This window comes from Actinophytocola xinjiangensis (assembly GCF_001921215.1).
GTDB lineage: Bacteria > Actinomycetota > Actinomycetes > Mycobacteriales > Pseudonocardiaceae > Actinophytocola > Actinophytocola xinjiangensis.
In genome coordinates, this window is record NZ_MSIF01000011.1 from 189502 (window position 1) to 206769 (window position 17268).

The window sequence follows — 17268 nt, forward strand, 5'->3', positions numbered from 1 at the left end:
TGTGGGGGCGTGGATGAGCACGCCCTTCGGACATCGGCCGAACAACAACTCCGCGCCCTCGCCGGCGACGGGGCCCGCCTGCGCGAGGACCAGTGGACCGCCATCAGGGCGCTGGTCGTCGACCGCCGACGGGCCCTGGTCGTGCAGCGCACCGGGTGGGGGAAGTCGGCCGTCTACTTCGTCGCGACCTCGCTGTTGCGCCAGCAGGGCCACGGCCCGACGGTGATCGTCTCCCCGCTGCTGGCCCTGATGCGCAACCAGATCGAGGCGGCGGGTCGGGCGGGGGTGCGCGCCGCGACGATCAACTCGGCGAACCTCGACCAGTGGCACGAGGTGCAGGACGACGTGCTCGCCGGGCGTGTCGACGTGCTGCTGGTCAGCCCGGAACGGCTCAACAACCCCGAGTTCCGCGACACCGTGCTGCCCGAACTCACCGCCGCCGCCGGCATGCTGGTGGTGGACGAGGCGCACTGCATCTCCGACTGGGGCCACGACTTCCGCCCCGACTACCGTCGGTTGCGCACGCTGCTCGGTGAGTTGCCGGCCGGGGTTCCGGTGCTGGCCACCACCGCCACCGCCAACGACCGGGTGGTGCGTGACGTCGCCGAGCAGCTCGACCTGGGCACCCGGGACACGCTCGTGCTGCGTGGCCAGCTCGACCGGGAGAGCCTGCGGCTGGGCGTGCTGGCGCTGCCGACCGCGCAGGCCCGGTTCGCGTGGCTGGCCGAGCGGCTCGACGGCCTGACGGGGTCGGGGATCATCTACACGCTGACCGTGGCCGCCGCCCAGGAGGTGGCATCGTTCCTGCGCGAGCGCGGCTATGCCGTGGCGGCCTACTCGGGCAAGACCGAGCCGGCCGAGCGGGAACGCATCGAGCAGGACCTGCTGGCCAACCGGATCAAGGCGGTGGCGGCGACCTCGGCGCTGGGTATGGGTTTCGACAAGCCCGACCTCGGGTTCGTGATCCATCTCGGTGCCCCGGCGTCGCCGATCGCCTACTACCAGCAGATCGGCCGGGCCGGCCGTGGTGTCGAGCGGGCTGAGGTGTTGCTGCTGCCCGGAACCGAGGACAAGGACATCTGGGCGTACTTCGCGTCCCTGGCGTTCCCGCCGGAGCGGGTGGTGCGCCAGGTGTTGGACGTGCTGGCCTCGGCCGACCGTCCGCTGTCGACGGCGGCGATCGAACCGGCGTGCGACCTGTCGCGAAGCCGGCTGGACATGGTGCTCAAGGTGCTGGACGTGGACGGCGCGGTGCGGCGGGTCAAGGGCGGGTGGCTGGCCACCGGTCAGGGCTGGGAGTACGACGAGCAGCGGTATCTGGGCATCGCCGGTTCCCGCCGGACCGAGCAGCAGGCGATGCTGGACTACCAGCGGACCGACGGGTGCCGCATGGAGTTCCTGCTGCGCCAGCTCGACGCGCCGGGGGCGGCGCCGTGCGGGCGGTGCGACAACTGCGCCGGCACCACGTGGAGCGACACGGTGTCCGAGACGTCGGTCGCGCAGGCGCGGCAGCTGTTGAGCCGGCCGGGCGTCGAGATCGGCGAGCGCCGGATGTGGCCCAGCGGCATGGCCGGGCTGGACGTCCCGCTGTCCGGCAAGCTCGCCGCCGGCCAGCGGGCCGAGCCGGGGCGGGCGCTGGGCCGGCTCACCGACATCGGGTGGGGCAACCGTTTGCGTGAGCTGTTCGCGCAGGCCGGCGACGGCCCGGTTCCCGACGACCTGGTCGACGGGTGTGTGCGGGTGTTGGCGTCGTGGGAGTGGGCGGTGCGGCCGGTCGGGGTGGTGACGGTCGGTTCGGTGAGCCGGCCGAAGCTGGTGGCGAGCATCGGCGAGCGGATCTCGACGATCGGCCGGCTGCCGCTGCTGGGCGAGATCGGGGCGGTGGCGGCGGGTGAGCGGCAGGCCAACAGCGCGCGCCGGCTGGCCCAGGTGTGGCGGTCGCTGCGGCTCGGGCCGGAGTTGGCGCAGCGGGTGGCCGGAGTGGACGGTCCGGTGCTGTTGGTCGACGACCGGGTGGACACGGGTTGGACGATGACGGTGGCGGCGAGGTTGCTGCGGGAGGCCGGCGCGCCGGCGGTACTCCCCTTCGCCCTCGCCTCGACGACGTGACCCACTGTCCGTTGAGGACAGTGGGGAGTCGTTGTGGCCCAGGACGTTCGGACCGGCGGCGCGTCAGTCGGACGGTTGGCGCAGGGGCACCAGGTCGTCGGCGTGCACGACCTCGCGGCGGTGTTCGGGAGCGAGGTCGTGGGTCTTGCGGCCGATGATCGCCGGCAGTTCGACGGCGTCGTAGGCGACCATCCCCCTGGCCACCGTCGTGGCGCGGGAATCGGTCAGCTCCACCACGTCACCGGCCTCGAAGTCGCCGTCCACGGCGGTGATACCGGCGGCCAGCAGCGAGCGGCGACGGCCCACGACCGCGGCCACGGCACCGTCGTCCAGACGCAGCCGGCCCTTCGGGTTGGCCGCGTAGGCGAGCCAGAACCGCCGGGGCGTGAGCCTGCGCGGGCTCGCGGCGAACGCCGTGCCCACGTCGGCGGTGTCCAGGGCGCGGGCCGCGTCGGCCGCGGCGGCGATCAGCACCGGCACCCCGGCCGTCGACGACAGCCGCGCCGACGCGAGCTTGGAGGCCATGCCGCCGGTCCCGACCTCGGTCGCCGGCTCGTCGGCGCGGACGTGCTCGACGTCGGCCTCGCCGGCCACCTCGTCGATGCGCCGCGCCCCGCCGAGCCGGGGATCCCCGTCGTAGAGGCCATCCACATCCGACAGCAGGACCAGCGCGTCGGCGCCGACCAGGTAGGCCACCAACGCGGCCAGCCGGTCGTTGTCGCCGAACCTGATCTCCTCGGTGGCCACCGTGTCGTTCTCGTTCACCACCGGCACCACCCCCAGCGCCAGCAGGCGCGACAGGGTGCGCTGCGCGTTGCGGTAGTGCGCCCGCCGCACCACGTCGTCCGAGGTGAGCAGGACCTGACCCACCCGCAGCTGGTAGCGGGCGAACGACGACACGTAGGCGTGCCCGAGCACCAGCTGCCCGACGCTGGCCGACGCCTGCTGGGTCGCCAGGTCACGCGGCCGGCGCCCCAGCCCCAGCGGCGCCAGCCCGGACGCGATGGCCCCCGACGACACCAGGACCACCTGGCTGCCCGCCGCGCGGCGAGCCGCCAGGGCGTCCACCAGACCGTCCAGCAGCGACGGGTCCAACCCGCCCGACGCCGTGGTCAGCGACGACGACCCGACCTTGACCACGATCCGCTTCGCGGCGGCGATCCGTGTTCGCGTGTCGGGCAGGGCGCGGGTCACCGATCCTCCGGCGCGGGCTCGGCCTCCGCGTCCGGCTCGGGGTCGTCGGTCGGACCGTCGGTCTGGCCGTTGGTGAGACCGTTGGTCAGGCCGCGGCGGGCCCGCTTGGCGGCTTTGCGTTCGGCCGCGCCGACCCGGTCGTTGCGGTCCAGGCGCGGGTCCTCGCCGCGCTCGTAGAGCAGGATGTTCGTCCCGGCCGGGGTGGACGGCTCCCAGTCGAAGGTCACGTCGCCGATGGTGACCGGACAGCCCGGTTTCGCCCCGTGGTTGGCCAGCGCCTGCTCGACGCCCAGGCGCGCCAGCCGGTCGGCCAGGTAGCCGACGGCCTCGTTGTTGGCGAACGCCGTCTGGCGCACCCACCGCTCCGGTCGCTCGCCGCGCACGATGAACGCGCCCGGCTCGTCCGGGTCCTCCAGCACGGTGAACCCGGCCTCGTCGACCGCCGGGGGGCGCAGCACGATCCGGCTCGCCTCCATCGACGGGCGGCTGGCCCGGTCCTGCGCGACGATCGCGGCCAGGGCGAACGACAGCTCACGCAGGCCCTCGTGGCTCGCGGTCGACACGGCGAACACCGGCAGGCCCCGCGCCTCCAGCTCCGGGCGGATCATCTCGGCCAGGTCGCGGGCGTCCGGGACGTCGATCTTGTTGAGCACCACCACCCGTGGCCGGTCGGCGAGGCTGCCGCCCAGCGCCGGGGTGTAGCGCGCCAGCTCCCCCTCCAGTGCGTCCACGTCGGACACCGGGTCGCGGTCGGACTCGTAGGTCGCGCAGTCCACGACGTGCACCAGCACCGAGCAGCGTTCGATGTGCCGCAGGAAGTCCAGGCCCAGGCCCTTGCCCTGGCTGGCGCCCGGGATCAGGCCCGGCACGTCGGCGACCGTGAACGTCGACTCGCCGGCGGTGACCACCCCCAGGTTGGGCACCAGCGTGGTGAACGGGTAGTCGGCGATCTTCGGGCGGGCCGAGGACAGCACCGAGATCAGCGACGACTTGCCGGCCGACGGGAACCCGACCAGGCCGACGTCGGCCACCGAACGCAGTTCCAGCACCAGGTCACGCTGGTCACCCGGCTCGCCGAGCAGCGCGAAGCCGGGGGCCTTGCGGGCCTTGGACGCCAGCGACGCGTTGCCCAGCCCGCCCCGGCCGCCGCGCGCGGCGACGAACCTGGTGCCGTTGCCGATCAGGTCGGCGAGCACCTCGCCGTCCTCGGTGAGCACGACCGTCCCGTCCGGGACCCGCAGTTCCAGGGTCTCGCCGGCGGCGCCGTCGCGGTTGCTGCCCTGGCCCTGCTTGCCGTTGGTCGCGTGGGCGTGCGGCCGGAAGTGGAAGTCGAGCAGGGTGTGCACGCCCGAGTCGACCACGAGCACGACCTCGCCGCCGTCGCCGCCGTTGCCGCCGTCGGGGCCACCGAGCGGCTTGAACTTCTCGCGGTGCACCGAGGCGCACCCGTTGCCGCCGCTGCCCGCGGAGACGTGGATGACCACGCGATCGACGAATCGGGACACTGAGAACCTTCCAGAGAAAGCACGGGAGGGGCGGGCCGCAATCGCCGGCCCGCCCCTCCCGTGGGGGTCTTGCGTCAGTCGCCGGGCGTCAGCCCTCGACCGGGACGATGTTCACGGTCTTGCGACCGCGCTTCTCGCCGAACTGGACCGAACCCGCGGCCAGCGCGAACAGCGTGTCGTCGCCGCCACGGCCGACGTTGACGCCGGGGTGGAACTTGGTGCCCCGCTGGCGGATCAGGATCTCGCCGGCGTTGACGACCTGGCCGCCGAACCGCTTCACGCCCAGGCGCTGAGCGTTGGAGTCGCGCCCGTTGCGGGAGCTGGACGCACCCTTCTTGTGTGCCATTGCTGTTCAGCTCCTACTTGGTCTTGATGCCGGTGACCTCGACGCGGGTCAGCTTCTGCCGGTGACCCTGGCGCTTGTGGTAGCCGGTCTTGTTCTTGAACTTGTGGATGCGGATCTTCGGGCCCTTGGTCTGCTCGACGACCTTGCCGGTCACCGACACCTCGGCCAGTGCGGCGGCGTCGGTGGTGACAGCCTCGCCGTCGACGACGAGCAGCGCGGGGAACGTGAGCTCGACGCCCGGCTCACCGTCGAGCTTCTCGACCTCGACGATGTCGCCGACGGCGACCTTGTACTGCTTTCCGCCGGTCTTGACGATCGCGTACATCGGGACGGAACTCTCCTGCTGCTCGATGTTTCTCGACTAGGGCTACGCGGCCGGACTTCGTGGTGGCTCACCCCGAGCCAGCGCCGGTCCCGCGCACGAGTCGACCCACCGCACGGGCGGACCGACCTACAGGTTACGTGGCCTCCGAAATGAGGGTCAAACCGGGGTCAGCCATCGTGGCCCGCGTTCACCGGGGGCCCGGCCGGCCGGGACCCGCCCCGCCGGACGGTCCGCCTGACCGGTGGTGTGACGGCCGGCACGTCCGGCGTGTCGACCGGTTCGGGGGCGCGACCGTTGGCCTGCTCGTGGGCACCGTTGCGCTCACCGGCGGCCAGCCGCACGTCACCGTCACCAGCGCCGTCACCAGCACTGTCACCGACGGGCTCGACGACGACCGTGGACGCCGCCGGCTCACCGGCGGGAACGGTGTGGGTCGCGGCGGCCGGCGCGGCCGGCTGCTCGACGGTGGCACTCGGCGGCGCGGTGCTGCGCCGCGAGCGGCGACGGGTCCGCCCGGTGGTCTGCTCGGCCGGCTGCTCAACCGGCTGCTCGGCCGGCGTCCCACCGGCCAGGGTGGACAGGTCGGCGTCCGGGTCGGTGGCCGACGCGCGGACCACGTCCGAGCGCCCACGCACCGCGGCGACCGGCGCCTCGGCCGTGGTCTCCGCGTCTGACGTCACGTCAGATGTGGCGTCGACTGTGGTGTCGGCGACACCGTTGGACTTGGTGGTCGCGGCGGCGATCCCCCGCACGGCCTTGGCCGCTTCCTTGGCCGCGGTCTCCTTGGCGGAGTCCCGCGAGGAGTCCCGCGAGGACTCCTTCGCCGAGTCCTTCTGGGAATCCTTGGCCGAGTCCTTGGTCGAGTCCTTCTGGGAGTCCTCGTTGCGGTTGCGGTTGCGCCGGCCCCCGCCGCCACCGCCGCCGTGCTGGGAGCCGTGGCCGTTGCCGCCACCGCCGGCCGGCTTGCCGACCGGGTCGATGGAGATCAGCACGCCCCGGCCCTTGCAGTGCTCACAGGTCGTGCCGAAGGCCTCCAGCAGGCCGGTGCCGACACGCTTGCGGGTCATCTGCACCAGACCCAGCGACGTGACCTCGGCGACCTGGTGGCGGGTGCGGTCGCGGCCAAGGCACTCGGTCAGCCGGCGCAGCACCAGGTCACGGTTGGACTCCAGCACCATGTCGATGAAGTCGATCACGATGATGCCGCCGATGTCGCGCAGCCGCAGCTGGCGGACGATCTCCTCGGCCGACTCCAGGTTGTTCCTGGTGACGGTCTCCTCGAGGTTGCCGCCCGAGCCGGTGAACTTGCCGGTGTTCACGTCGATCACGGTCATCGCCTCGGTGCGGTCGATGACCAGGTAGCCGCCCGAGGGCAGCCAGACCTTGCGGTCCAGCGCCTTCAACAGCTGCTCCTCGATGCGGTACTCGGCGAACACGTCGTTGGCGCCGACGTGCTTGCGGACCCGGTCGGCCAGCTCGGGGGCGACGTGACGCACGTAGGCGTCCACGGTCTCCCACGCGCCGGCGCCCTCGATCACCAGCGCCGAGAAGTCCTCGGTGAACAGGTCGCGCACGACCTTGACCAGCAGGTCCGGCTCCTCGTAGACCAGCGCGGGCGCGTTGGCCCGGCGCACGCCGTTGCCGCCCTTGGCCTTGTCCTGGATCACCTGCCACTGCGCCTGCAGGCGGCGCACGTCGCGGGCCAGCTCCTCCTCGCTGATGCCCTCCGACGCCGTGCGGATGATCACACCGGCGTCCTCGGGGACCACGCGCTTGAGCACGTCCTTGAGCCGGCGGCGCTCGTTCTCCGGCAGCTTGCGGGAGATGCCGGTGGCGCCGCCGCCCGGCACGTACACCAGGAAGCGGCCGGGCAGGGAGATCTGGGTGGTCAGCCGGGCGCCCTTGTGCCCGACCGGGTCCTTGGTGACCTGCACCAGGACGCTGTCGCCGGTGGACAGCGCCTGCTCGATCTTGCGCGCCTTGCCCTCCAGGCCGGCGGCGTCCCAGTCGACCTCGCCGGCGTAGAGCACGGCGTTGCGGCCACGGCCGATGTCGACGAACGCGGCCTCCATCGACGGCAGCACGTTCTGCACGCGGCCCAGGTACACGTTGCCGACCAGCGAACCGCTGCCCGAGGAGGTCACGAAGTGCTCGACGAGCACCCCGTCCTCCAGCACACCGATCTGGATCCGGTCGCCGCGCTCCCGCACGACCATCGCGCGGTCGACGGCCTCGCGGCGGGCGAGGAACTCGGCCTCGGACAGGATCGGGGCGCGGCGCCGGCCGGCCTCGCGGCCGTCGCGGCGGCGCTGGCGCTTGGCCTCCAGGCGCGTGGAGCCCCGCACGCTGCGGACCTCGTCGCGGCCGTCGGAGTCGCCGCCCTTGTCCTTGTCGTCGCGGGCCTCGCGGACGTGGACGACCGTGTTCGGCGGGTCGTCCTCGGTCGGGGCGCCGTCCTCGCCGTCGCCGCCCTTGCGCCGGCGGCGACGCCGGCGGCGACGGTTCCCGTCGGAGTCGTCGGACTCCGGCTGGTCGTCCTCGGCGGCCTCCGGCTCCTCGGCCTTGGCCTTGGACCGGCGCCTGCCCTCGGTCTTCTCCGGCTTGTCGGCCGGCTTGTCACCGGACTTCTCGGCGGGGGCCGCGGCGGGCTTGTCCGACTTGTCCGGGGCCGGCTCGTCGTCGCCCGCCTCGTCGGCCTCGTCCTGGCCGCCCTTGCCCCGGCCACGGCCACGGCGGCCACGGCGGCGGCGCGGCCGGGAGTCGTCGTCGTCACCATCGGCGTCGGCCGGGTAGTCCTGGGACTCGTCGGCCGGCTCGTCCTCCTCGACCTCGGCGACGACCGGCTCCGGCTTGCGGACCGGTGCCGGCGCTGCCGGTGGCTCGGGCGGCAGGAACAGCGGAGACGCCGAGGCGAACACCGGGGTCGGCGGTACCCGCCGGGTCGGCTCGGCGGCCGGCGCCTGCTCGGGCTCCGGCTCCGGTTCCGGCTGTTCGACCAGGCCGAACGCCTCGGCGACCCGCAGCGCGGTGTCCCGGTCGATGCTCGACTGGGCGCTGCGCCCGTCGCCACCGAGGTCGCTGACCGCGGTGAGCACGTCCCGGCTGCTGCGGCCGAGCAGTTTGGCCAGCGCGTGCACGCGGATGCGTGCCGGCAGCTCCGCCAGCGCGGCGGAGATGGATGTGGTGGTATCCCCGCCGGCGTCGCCGGCAGGTGTCGTCGTATCCGACATGTAGCTCCTTCGCCCCCGGGCGCGTCCATCCGGACGCGGCCGCGCAGGGGCCTCGTCGTCCTGCCCCACCGTGCTCCGACGGTGAGGCGTTGGTCAGTTCCGCCGCCGGGCGGCGGGAATCCTCGCCTCTCACCGTGTGGCCGCCGAGCGAGCTCGCCGGCCGATCACGGCAGGTCTGTCAACAACGTCACGCCGAGCAGGGCTGTTATCAGCCCTGGGTCACAGCCCTGTCCTGGGCCAACGGGTCAGCCAGGCCTCCGCCGTCGTCGAGCCGGCCCTGGGCCATCCGGGTCGCCTTCGCGGGCACCGGCGGTTCCAGGTCGGCGACGACTCGAAGCGCGCTCAGCACGTCGTCCGGTCGAACGGCAGGAGTTGTCTGCCGGACGACCACCTCGAGTATCCCACACGTGACGTCGGGGGGTGGTGAGTCGGATGCGACTGTGGCGGTCGCAACGGTCGCGTTGACGATCGCCGCGCGGGCGTCGATGGTGCGCATTCCCTGCTTGGTCAACCGTTCGACCTCGACGACCGGGGCCGCCAGCAGTGCGGTCACCGCCGCCGAGAGGTCGCCCGGCGACACGCCGGGCAGTTCGATCCGCCAGCGGCCCGCCTCGACCCGGTCGGCCAGCGCGCCGCCGCCGGGCGCGGCGACGACCGCCTCCAGCAGGTCCAGCCCCGTGGGCATGGCGCGGTCGAGCACGGCCACCAGTTCCGCCGGTTCGACCGGCGTGACCAGCTGGATCTCGACGTACTCCGCCTCGCTCGCCACCCCCGTCGGCGCCGCGCCGATCCAGGAGATCTTCGGATGCGGGTTGAACCCCTGCGAGTAGGCCATCGGCACGTGCGCCCGGCGCAGCGCGCGCTCGAACGCTCGTGCGATATCACGGTGCGAGGTGAACCGCAACCTGCCCCGTTTGGCGTACCGCAGCCGCAGGCGCTGCACCGCCGGGGCCGATGGATTCGGTCGATCCTGCCTGGTCAGCTTTACTCCTTCTGGTGGGATCGGGCTACTCCGGTGGTGCTCACCGGTGCCTGCTGGCACGGTACCCCCAGATCCAATCCACCCGATGAGCTTGTCTGGTCGTCGCCCGAGTGGTTACCGTCCGGACATTGGACAGCCGGTACCCCCGACCGGCCGCCCCCACCACTGGAGGTCAGCCCCGTGCCTCTGCCGCGCCGACTCGCGGTGGCAGCGGTAAGCGCCGTGATGATCGCGACGGCGCTGGTCACGACCGGTGTCACCGGTGTCGCGGCCAGCGCGCAACCAGCCGGCAAGCCGCCCGCGTGCTCGACCTCCCTCCCCGACCCGCGTTACCTGGTGCTGTTCGACGGCGGGACGGCGCGCCCGGCGGCCGCCCAGGAGATCAGCGACGCGTGCGGCACCCTGACCGGGTACTACCCGGAGATCGCGGTGGGCGTCGCCACCTCGGCCGACCCCGAGTTCGACCGGCGCCTGGGTCACGACCGGGCGTTCAGCGCCCAGCGCGCGGTCGAGTCCCAGCGGGGCGAGCCGCGCCAGGACGACACCGGCGCCGACGGCACCCAGGCGATGATCACCACCTCTCCCGCCGCCGTGTCCACCGCCGACCGCACGGGTGAGCAGTGGGACATGGACCTGATCGGCGCCGACCGGGCGCGGCGGGCCAACCCCGGCAGCCGCGACGTCGTGGTCGGCGTGCTCGACTCCGGGATCGACCCGCGTCACCCCGACCTGGAGGCCGCGCTCGCGCCGGCCCTGTCGGCCGGGTGCCTGTCGGGGGTGCCGGACACCTCCCCGGGGGCGTGGGCACCGACCGCGTCGCCGCACGGCACGCACGTCGCCGGGACGATCGCGGCCGCCGACGACGGCCGGGGCACCGCCGGCGTGGCGCCCGGGGTGCGGATCGCGTCGGTCAAGGTCGTCGACGACGACGGCTACATCCTTCCCGAGTACGCGGTGTGCGGGCTGATGTGGGCCAGCGCCACCAGGATGGCCGTCACCAACAACAGCTACTTCGTCGACCCGTGGCTGCTGACCTGCAACCGCGACAACGAGCGGGTGGTGTTCGAGGCCGTGCGGCGCGCCGTCGACCACGCGACCACCCACGGGGTGCTGACCGTCGCCGCCGCCACCAACGAGGCGACCGACCTCGCCGACCCGACCGGCCGCACCGACGGCGTCCGGACCATGGACAGCAGCTGCAAGGTGCTGCCGGCCGGGTTGCGCGGTGTGGTCGCGGTGTCGGCCGTCGGCCCGGACGAGGTCAAGTCCAGCTACAGCGCCTACGGCCTGGGCGTGATCGACCTGGCCGCGCCGGGCGGCGAGTCCAAGACCACGCGGGAGCCGGCCGAGTCCGACCCCGCGCCCGACCAGCCCGACGGGTGCGTGCTCTCGACCGTGCCCGGCGGGTACGACCGGTACTGCGGCACGTCGATGGCCACGCCGCACGTCTCGGGAGTGGCGGCGTTGCTGGCCAGCGAGCACCCGAGCGCCTCGCCGCAGAAACTGGCGAAGCTGCTCACCGAGCAGGCCGACGCCCTCCCGTGCCCGGCCGACTACGACCTCGACGGCACCGGCGCGCAGGACGCCTACTGCGAGGGCTACGCCCCCTACAACGGCTTCTACGGCCACGGCCTGGTCGACGCGGAGGCCGCCGTCGACGACAGCGCTCTGCCCAGGGCCCTGGCCCTGCCCGGCCGCTGAGCCCGGCTCAGTTCACCGGGGTCAGCGGCAGCAGCGTGCGGCCGGTCGGGCCGATCTCGATGTCGGTGCCCATCGCCGGGCAGACACCGCAGTCGAAGCACGGGGTCCAGCGGCAGTCCTCCAGCTCACGCTCGTCCAGCGCGTCCTGCCAGTCGTCCCACAGCCATTCCTTGTCCAGCCCGGAGTCCAGGTGGTCCCAGGGCAGTACCTCGTCCTCGGTGCGCTCGCGGGTGGTGAACCAGGCCAGGTCGACCCCGAGCGGCGCCAGCGCCTCGGCCGCGGCGGTGACCCACCGCTCGTAGGAGAAGTGCTCGCTCCAGCCGTCGAAACGGCCACCGGCACGCCACACGCGCTCGATGACCCGCCCGACCCGCCGGTCGCCCCGGGAGAGCAGGCCTTCGATCAGGCTCGGCTTGCCGTCGTGGTAGCGCATACCGATGTTGCGGCCCAGGTTGCGGTCGGAGTTGACCGCGGCCCGCAGCTTGCGCAGCCGGTCGTCGACGGTGTCCGGGTCGCACTGCGCGGCCCACTGGAACGGGGTGTGCGGCTTGGGCACGAACCCGCCGATGGACACCGTGCAGCGGATGTCCTTGCGCCCGCTGGCCTCCCGGCCCGCGCGGATGACCTCCTTGGCCATCGCCGCGATCTGCAGGACGTCCTCGTCGGTCTCGGTCGGCAGCCCGCACATGAAGTACAGCTTCACCTGGCGCCAGCCGGCGGCGTAGGCGGCGCTGACCGTGCGGATGAGGTCCTCCTCGGACACCATCTTGTTGATCACGCGCCGGATCCGTTCGCTGCCGCCCTCCGGGGCGAAGGTCAGCCCGGAGCGGCGCCCGCCGCGCGAGAGCTCGTTGGCCAGGTCGATGTTGAACGCGTCGACCCTGGTCGAGGGCAGCGACAGGCCGGTGTTGGTGCCCTCGTAGCGGTCGGCCAGCCCCTTGGTGACCTCGGCGATCTCGGAGTGGTCCGCGCTGGACAGCGACAGCAGGCCGACCTCCTCGAAGCCGCTGGCGTCCAGGCCGCGCCGGACCATCTCGCCGATGCCCTCGATGGACCGCTCCCGCACCGGGCGGGTGATCATCCCGGCCTGGCAGAACCGGCAGCCCCGGGTGCAGCCGCGGAAGATCTCCACGCTCATCCGCTCGTGCACGCTCTCCGCCAGCGGCACCAGCGGCTGCTTGGGGTAGGGCCAGGCGTCGAGGTCCATGGTGGTGCGCTTGGCGATCCGCTCGGGCACCCGCTCGCGGTTGGGCCGCACGTACTCGATGCCGCCGCCGCTGGCGGGGTCGAGGTAGCCGACGTCGTAGAAACGCGGCACGTACACGCCGCCGGTCTCGGCCAGGCGGGTGAGGATCTCGTCCCGGCCGCCGGGCGAACCCTCGGCCTTCCAGGCGCGCACCAGGTCGGTGATCTCCAGGACCGCCTCCTCGCCGTCGCCGAGCACGGCGGCGTCGACGAAGTCGGCGATCGGCTCCGGGTTGAACGCGGCGTGGCCGCCGGCGACGACGATCGGGTGCTCGGTGGTGCGGTCGGCGGCGTGCAGCGGGATGCCGGCCAGGTCCAGCGCGGAGAGCAGGTTGGTGTAGCCCAGTTCGGTGGCGAAGCTGACGCCGAGCAGGTCGAACGCGCCGACCGGCCGGTGGCCGTCGACGGTGAACTGCGGCACGCCGTGCTCACGCATCAGCGCCTCGAGGTCGGGCCAGATCGCGTAGGTGCGCTCGGCCAGCACGTCCGGCTGCTCGTTGAGCACCTCGTAGAGGATCATGACGCCCTGGTTGGGCAGGCCGACCTCGTAGGCGTCGGGATACATCAGGGCCCAGCGGACGGTGGTGGCGTCCCAGTCCTTGACGGTCGAGTTGAGCTCCCCGCCGACGTACTGGACCGGCTTGGACACCCTGGGCAGCAACGGCTCGAGCCGGGGAAAGACGGACTCCATAATGCGCCCCAGCCTAGCTCGCGGCCCCGGTGGCTCAGCGCAGCAGGAGGGTGCCCACGCGGCGGGCGGCGATCACGACCCCCAGCGCGGCCATCACGGCGAAGTACGCGAGGTGACCGAGCAGTGACAGGTCGACGAACCCGGAGCTGAGCGCCCGCATGATCTCGATGGCGTGGTAGAGCGGCAGGCAGCGCACCGCGACCTGGAGGACCTCGGGGTAGACGGTCAGCGGGAAGAACGTGGTGGAGAACAGGAACATGGGCATCAGCGCCAGCTGGACCAGGTCGAAGTCCTGCCAGGAGCGCATGAACGTGGTCGCGGCCATGCCGATGGCGGCGAACGCGAACGCGACGAACAACGCGGCCGGCAGCGCCAGCAGCGCCCACGGCGAGGCGATCAGGCCCAGGCCGAGCATCACCGCGAGGAACCCGACCGCGTAGAGCCCGCCGCGCAGCAACGCCCAGGCGATCTCGCCGACGGCGACGTCGACCGGGCCGAGCGGGGTGGCCAGCATGGCGTCGTAGAGCTTGGCGTACTTGAGCTTGGAGAAGATGTTGAACGTGGCGTCGTAGACCGCGCCGTTCATCGCCGAGGCGGCCAGCAGGGCGGGCGCGACGAAGGCGACGTAGCTCATCGGCTCGCCGGTCGGCCCGACGACCTCGCCGACCAGCGCGCCGAAGCCGACACCCATGGCGAGCAGGTAGAACAGCGGCTCGCAGAACCCCGACACGATCGCGAGCCACGCCCGCCGGTTGACCAGCAGCGACCGTTCGACCAGGACCCGGGCGCGGCCCGCGTACAGGCCGGGTGGCAGGACCCGCAGCAGCAGGCCGCCGTGGCGCGCCGGGGCGGTGCGGTCGAGGGTGCCAGTCATGCGCTCAGCCGCCTTCGGTAGCGCCGGGCGGCGATCATCGCCCCGGCGAGGAAGAGTGCGACCAGGAACGCGACGTGGCCGAGGGCGGGCAGCCACTCCAGGGTGCCGAACGCGGCGTCCCGGCCCAGCTCGGTGCCGTGCCACAGCGGGGTGATCCAGGCGATCGGCCGCAGCCACACCGGCAGTTGTTCGACCGGGAAGAACGCCCCGGCGAACAGCGTCATCGGCATCACCACGAACCGGAACAGCGCGGTGAACTGCTGGCCCTCGGACTCGATGGTCGCCGAGAACGCGGCGACCGGCGCGGCGAAGGCCATCCCGGTGAGCACCGCGACCAGCAGCGTGATCAGCACCCCCGGCCCGGTCAGGGTGCCGAGCAGCGCGGCGACCAGCAGGTAGGCGGCCCCGGAGCCGGCCAGGCGGATCGCGACCCAGGTCAGGTGGCCGCCGAGGATCTGCGCCGGGGTGACCGGCGAGGCGGCGATGGCCAGGTAGGTCCGCTGCCACTTGAACGCCGAGAGCACCGGATAGGTGCACTCGAACGCGGCGATCTGCACGGACGTGGCGACCAGCAGCGCGGGCGCGAGGTAGACGACGTAGCTCAGGCCCCCGGTGGCCTCGCTCGGCTCGACCTGCGACCCGAGCCCGAACCCGAGTGCGAGCAGGTACAGCACCGGCTGCACGACACTGGACACGACGGTCGAGCGCCAGTTGCGCCGGTACCACGTCCACATGGCTTCGACCACGATGAACGCGGCGCGCACCGGGCCGAGCACCTGTCCGCTCGCGCGTAGCTCTGCCACCACTCCCGCAGACTAGATCGCCACCCCGACAGTTCGGGTAGTGGTCGGCTCAGGCGCTCCACGGGTCGTACAGGACGACCCGGGTGCCGCTGAAGTCCTTGACGTTGCGGGTGGCCAGGGATGCGCCGTGCCGCCGGCAGATCGCGGCGATCTGGGCGTCGGCCAGGCCGATCGGACGCCCGGCGCGCTCGCGCGCGGTGACGATCCACGCGTAGTGCGCGGCCTCGTCGGCGCCGAAGGGCAGGATCTGGTCGCGGAAGTCCTCGGTGAGCAGGCCGTCGACCCTGGTCGTCATGGTTGTTCGGCGGGCGCCGGCCGGGAGCCGCTCGACGCCGTACCGGAGTTCGGCGGCGGTCACCGCCGTGAGGTACACGTCCTCGGCGGGGACCCGGTCGATCCAGGCGACGACCTCGGGGTCGGGAGATCGCCGCATCAGCTCGGAGACGACGTTGGTGTCGAGAACGATCACTCAGGCAGCTCCGCCGCGCGGGCGGGATCGGTCCTCGGTGGCTGTTCGAGCGCCAGGTCCTCGGCGCCGGCGAACCGCTGGCGGATGCGTGTGCCCATGCCGGGTCCGGCGGCGGGGCGGGTCAGCACCGCGCGCAGGATCTCCCGGACCTCGGCCTCCATCGAGCGACCGTGCTCGGCCGCCCGGATCCGCAGTTCGGCCTTCAGGGTGTCGTCGAAGTCCCGGATCGTCAACGTCGCCATCACACACCCCCTGAGAGCATTGCTGTCAATGCTAGCACTCAGTCGACGAGGGTGCGGCCGGTGAGACGGAGGAAGACGTCCTCCAGGGTGGAGCGGCGGACCAGGCTGGACACCGGGCGCACGCCCCGGCCATGGGCGGCGGCGAGCACGGCCTCACCGTCGGTGGCGTAGAGCAGCAGACGGTCCGGGAGGGCCTCCAGCCGGTCGGCGAGCCCGTCGAGCTGGTCCAGCGGCGGGGCGACGTCGGGCGGGAAACGCAGTTCGAGGACCTCGCGGGTGGAGTAGCGGCCGATCAGCTCGCTCGGGCTGCCCTCGGCGACGATCCGGCCGTCGTCCATCACCACCAGACGGTCACACAGCTGCTCGGCCTCGTCCATGTAGTGCGTGGTGATGATGAGGGTGACGCCGTTCTGCTTGAGCCGGAACAGGCGGTCCCACAGAAGGTGGCGGGCCTGCGGGTCGAGGCCGGTCGTCGGCTCGTCGAGCAGCAGCAGCTCGGGGTCGTTGATCAGCGACCGGGCGATGGTCAGCCGGCGCTTCATGCCGCCGGACAGCGGGTCGACCTCGTCGTCGGCGCGCTCGGTGAGCTGGGCGAAGTCGAGCAGCTCGTCGGCCTTGGCCCGGACGTGGGACTTGGACAGGCCGAAGAACCGGCCGTACACGTGCAGGTTCTGCCGGACGGTCAGCTCGGCGTCGAGGTTGTCCAGCTGCGGCACGACCCCCAGCCGCGCGCGGATCCGGGGGCCGTCACGTTCCGGGTCGAGTCCGAGGACCCGCAGCTCGCCGCTGGTGCGGGGGGACACACAGCCCACCATCCGCATGGTGGAGGACTTGCCGGCGCCGTTCGGCCCGAGGAAGCCGAAGGCCTCCCCGCGCCGGACGTCGACATCGATCCCCCGCACCGCGGCGAAGTCACCGAAGCGCTTGACCAGGTCCCGTGCGTGGACCAGTGATCCGTTGTCAGCCACGTGCGCAGACTAGATCGCCGGACCGACAGGGTCGAAAACTCAGACGCCGGGGAACCACAGGTCGATCTCGCGCTTGGCCGACTCCGGGGAGTCCGAGCCGTGCACGATGTTGTACTGCACCTCGACGGCGAAGTCGCCGCGGATGCTGCCGGTGGCGGACTTGACCGGGTCGGTCGCGCCGGCCAGCTGACGGAACGCGTCGATGGCCCGCTCGCCCTCGACGACCATCGCCACCAGCGGCCCGCCGGTGATGAACTCCAGCAGCGACCCGAAGAAGGGCTTGCTGGCGTGCTCGGCGTAGTGCTGCTCGGCCACCGAGCGCTCCACGTTGCGCAGCTCCAGCGCGACCAGGCGCAGGCCCTTGCGCTCGATCCGCGAGATCACCTCGCCGACCAGACCGCGACTCACACCGTCCGGCTTCACCAGGACCAACGAACGCTCACTCACGACTGCCCCTACTCCTTCACCAGCGATCCCCGCACCCACGTACGAGGTGCGGACAGCATAGTCGCGGCAATCGGGCCTCTTGCCTGTCGGGCGGCCGCAGGGCACGGCCACCTGAGCAACTTCCGGGCAGAACTCGT

15 protein-coding genes are annotated in these 17268 nt (G+C 72.5%); 2 read left to right on the top strand and 13 right to left on the bottom strand.

The annotated features are described in order from the left end of the window. Nucleotides 1-9 precede the first annotated feature (9 nt). Nucleotides 10-2109: a RecQ family ATP-dependent DNA helicase gene (locus BLA60_RS22615; protein ID WP_425427079.1), complete on the top strand. Its 2100-nt coding sequence runs from the start codon at nucleotides 10-12 to the stop codon at nucleotides 2107-2109. A 63-nt stretch (nucleotides 2110-2172) separates the two neighbouring features. On the opposite strand, the gene proB is transcribed toward BLA60_RS22615, so the two are convergent. From proB to BLA60_RS22645, 6 genes are all read right to left on the bottom strand, one after another. After that, nucleotides 2173-3291, bottom strand: a complete 1119-nt coding sequence (gene proB, locus BLA60_RS22620) for a glutamate 5-kinase (protein ID WP_075135033.1) — start codon at nucleotides 3289-3291, stop codon at nucleotides 2173-2175. Between the two features lie 8 nt (nucleotides 3292-3299). Then, on the bottom strand, nucleotides 3300-4808 hold the full coding sequence (gene obgE / locus BLA60_RS22625) for a GTPase ObgE (protein ID WP_075134958.1): 1509 nt from the start codon (nucleotides 4806-4808) through the stop codon (nucleotides 3300-3302). Nucleotides 4809-4896: 88 nt separating this feature from the next. Next, nucleotides 4897-5154 (bottom strand): 50S ribosomal protein L27, encoded by a 258-nt coding sequence (rpmA, locus tag BLA60_RS22630; protein WP_075134959.1) that lies wholly within the window; start codon nucleotides 5152-5154, stop codon nucleotides 4897-4899. A gap of 13 nt (nucleotides 5155-5167) precedes the next feature. Continuing rightward, nucleotides 5168-5479 (bottom strand): 50S ribosomal protein L21, encoded by a 312-nt coding sequence (rplU, locus tag BLA60_RS22635; protein WP_075134960.1) that lies wholly within the window; start codon nucleotides 5477-5479, stop codon nucleotides 5168-5170. A gap of 167 nt (nucleotides 5480-5646) precedes the next feature. Next, entirely contained in the window at nucleotides 5647-8709 is a 3063-nt protein-coding gene (locus tag BLA60_RS22640; protein WP_075134961.1) for an Rne/Rng family ribonuclease, read from the bottom strand. A 208-nt stretch (nucleotides 8710-8917) separates the two neighbouring features. Next, nucleotides 8918-9652 (bottom strand): TIGR03936 family radical SAM-associated protein, encoded by a 735-nt coding sequence (locus tag BLA60_RS22645; RefSeq protein ID WP_075134962.1) that lies wholly within the window; start codon nucleotides 9650-9652, stop codon nucleotides 8918-8920. A gap of 264 nt (nucleotides 9653-9916) precedes the next feature. Between BLA60_RS22645 and BLA60_RS22650 the strand changes: the two genes are divergently transcribed. Next, the gene (locus tag BLA60_RS22650) at nucleotides 9917-11392 is read left to right on the top strand and encodes a S8 family peptidase (RefSeq protein WP_154814528.1); all 1476 of its coding nucleotides are present in this window, start codon (nucleotides 9917-9919) and stop codon (nucleotides 11390-11392) included. Nucleotides 11393-11399: 7 nt separating this feature from the next. Here the strand turns inward: BLA60_RS22650 and BLA60_RS22655 are convergent, their stop codons facing one another. From BLA60_RS22655 to ndk, 7 genes are read right to left on the bottom strand one after another with little or no spacing between them, the layout of a single operon-like run. Beyond that, on the bottom strand, nucleotides 11400-13328 hold the full coding sequence (locus BLA60_RS22655) for a TIGR03960 family B12-binding radical SAM protein (protein ID WP_075134963.1): 1929 nt from the start codon (nucleotides 13326-13328) through the stop codon (nucleotides 11400-11402). A 34-nt stretch (nucleotides 13329-13362) separates the two neighbouring features. Beyond that, nucleotides 13363-14202, bottom strand: coding sequence for an ABC transporter permease (locus BLA60_RS22660; RefSeq protein WP_075134964.1), 840 nt, complete (start codon nucleotides 14200-14202; stop codon nucleotides 13363-13365). Then, the gene (locus tag BLA60_RS22665) at nucleotides 14199-15005 is read right to left on the bottom strand and encodes an ABC transporter permease (RefSeq protein ID WP_245812094.1); all 807 of its coding nucleotides are present in this window, start codon (nucleotides 15003-15005) and stop codon (nucleotides 14199-14201) included. The genes BLA60_RS22660 and BLA60_RS22665 overlap by 4 nt, the downstream gene beginning before the upstream one ends. Nucleotides 15006-15054: 49 nt before the next feature. Further along, complete coding sequence (locus tag BLA60_RS22670) at nucleotides 15055-15474, bottom strand: type II toxin-antitoxin system VapC family toxin (protein WP_075134966.1); 420 nt, start codon at nucleotides 15472-15474, stop codon at nucleotides 15055-15057. Continuing rightward, complete coding sequence (locus BLA60_RS22675) at nucleotides 15471-15716, bottom strand: FitA-like ribbon-helix-helix domain-containing protein (protein ID WP_075134967.1); 246 nt, start codon at nucleotides 15714-15716, stop codon at nucleotides 15471-15473. The genes BLA60_RS22670 and BLA60_RS22675 overlap by 4 nt, the downstream gene beginning before the upstream one ends. 38 nt (nucleotides 15717-15754) lie before the next feature. Next, complete coding sequence (locus BLA60_RS22680) at nucleotides 15755-16684, bottom strand: ABC transporter ATP-binding protein (RefSeq protein WP_075134968.1); 930 nt, start codon at nucleotides 16682-16684, stop codon at nucleotides 15755-15757. 39 nt (nucleotides 16685-16723) lie between these two features. Beyond that, nucleotides 16724-17131 carry a nucleoside-diphosphate kinase gene (gene ndk, locus BLA60_RS22685; protein ID WP_075134969.1) on the bottom strand — a complete coding sequence of 136 codons (408 nt, stop codon included), beginning with the start codon at nucleotides 17129-17131 and terminating at the stop codon, nucleotides 16724-16726. Nucleotides 17132-17268 lie beyond the last annotated feature (137 nt).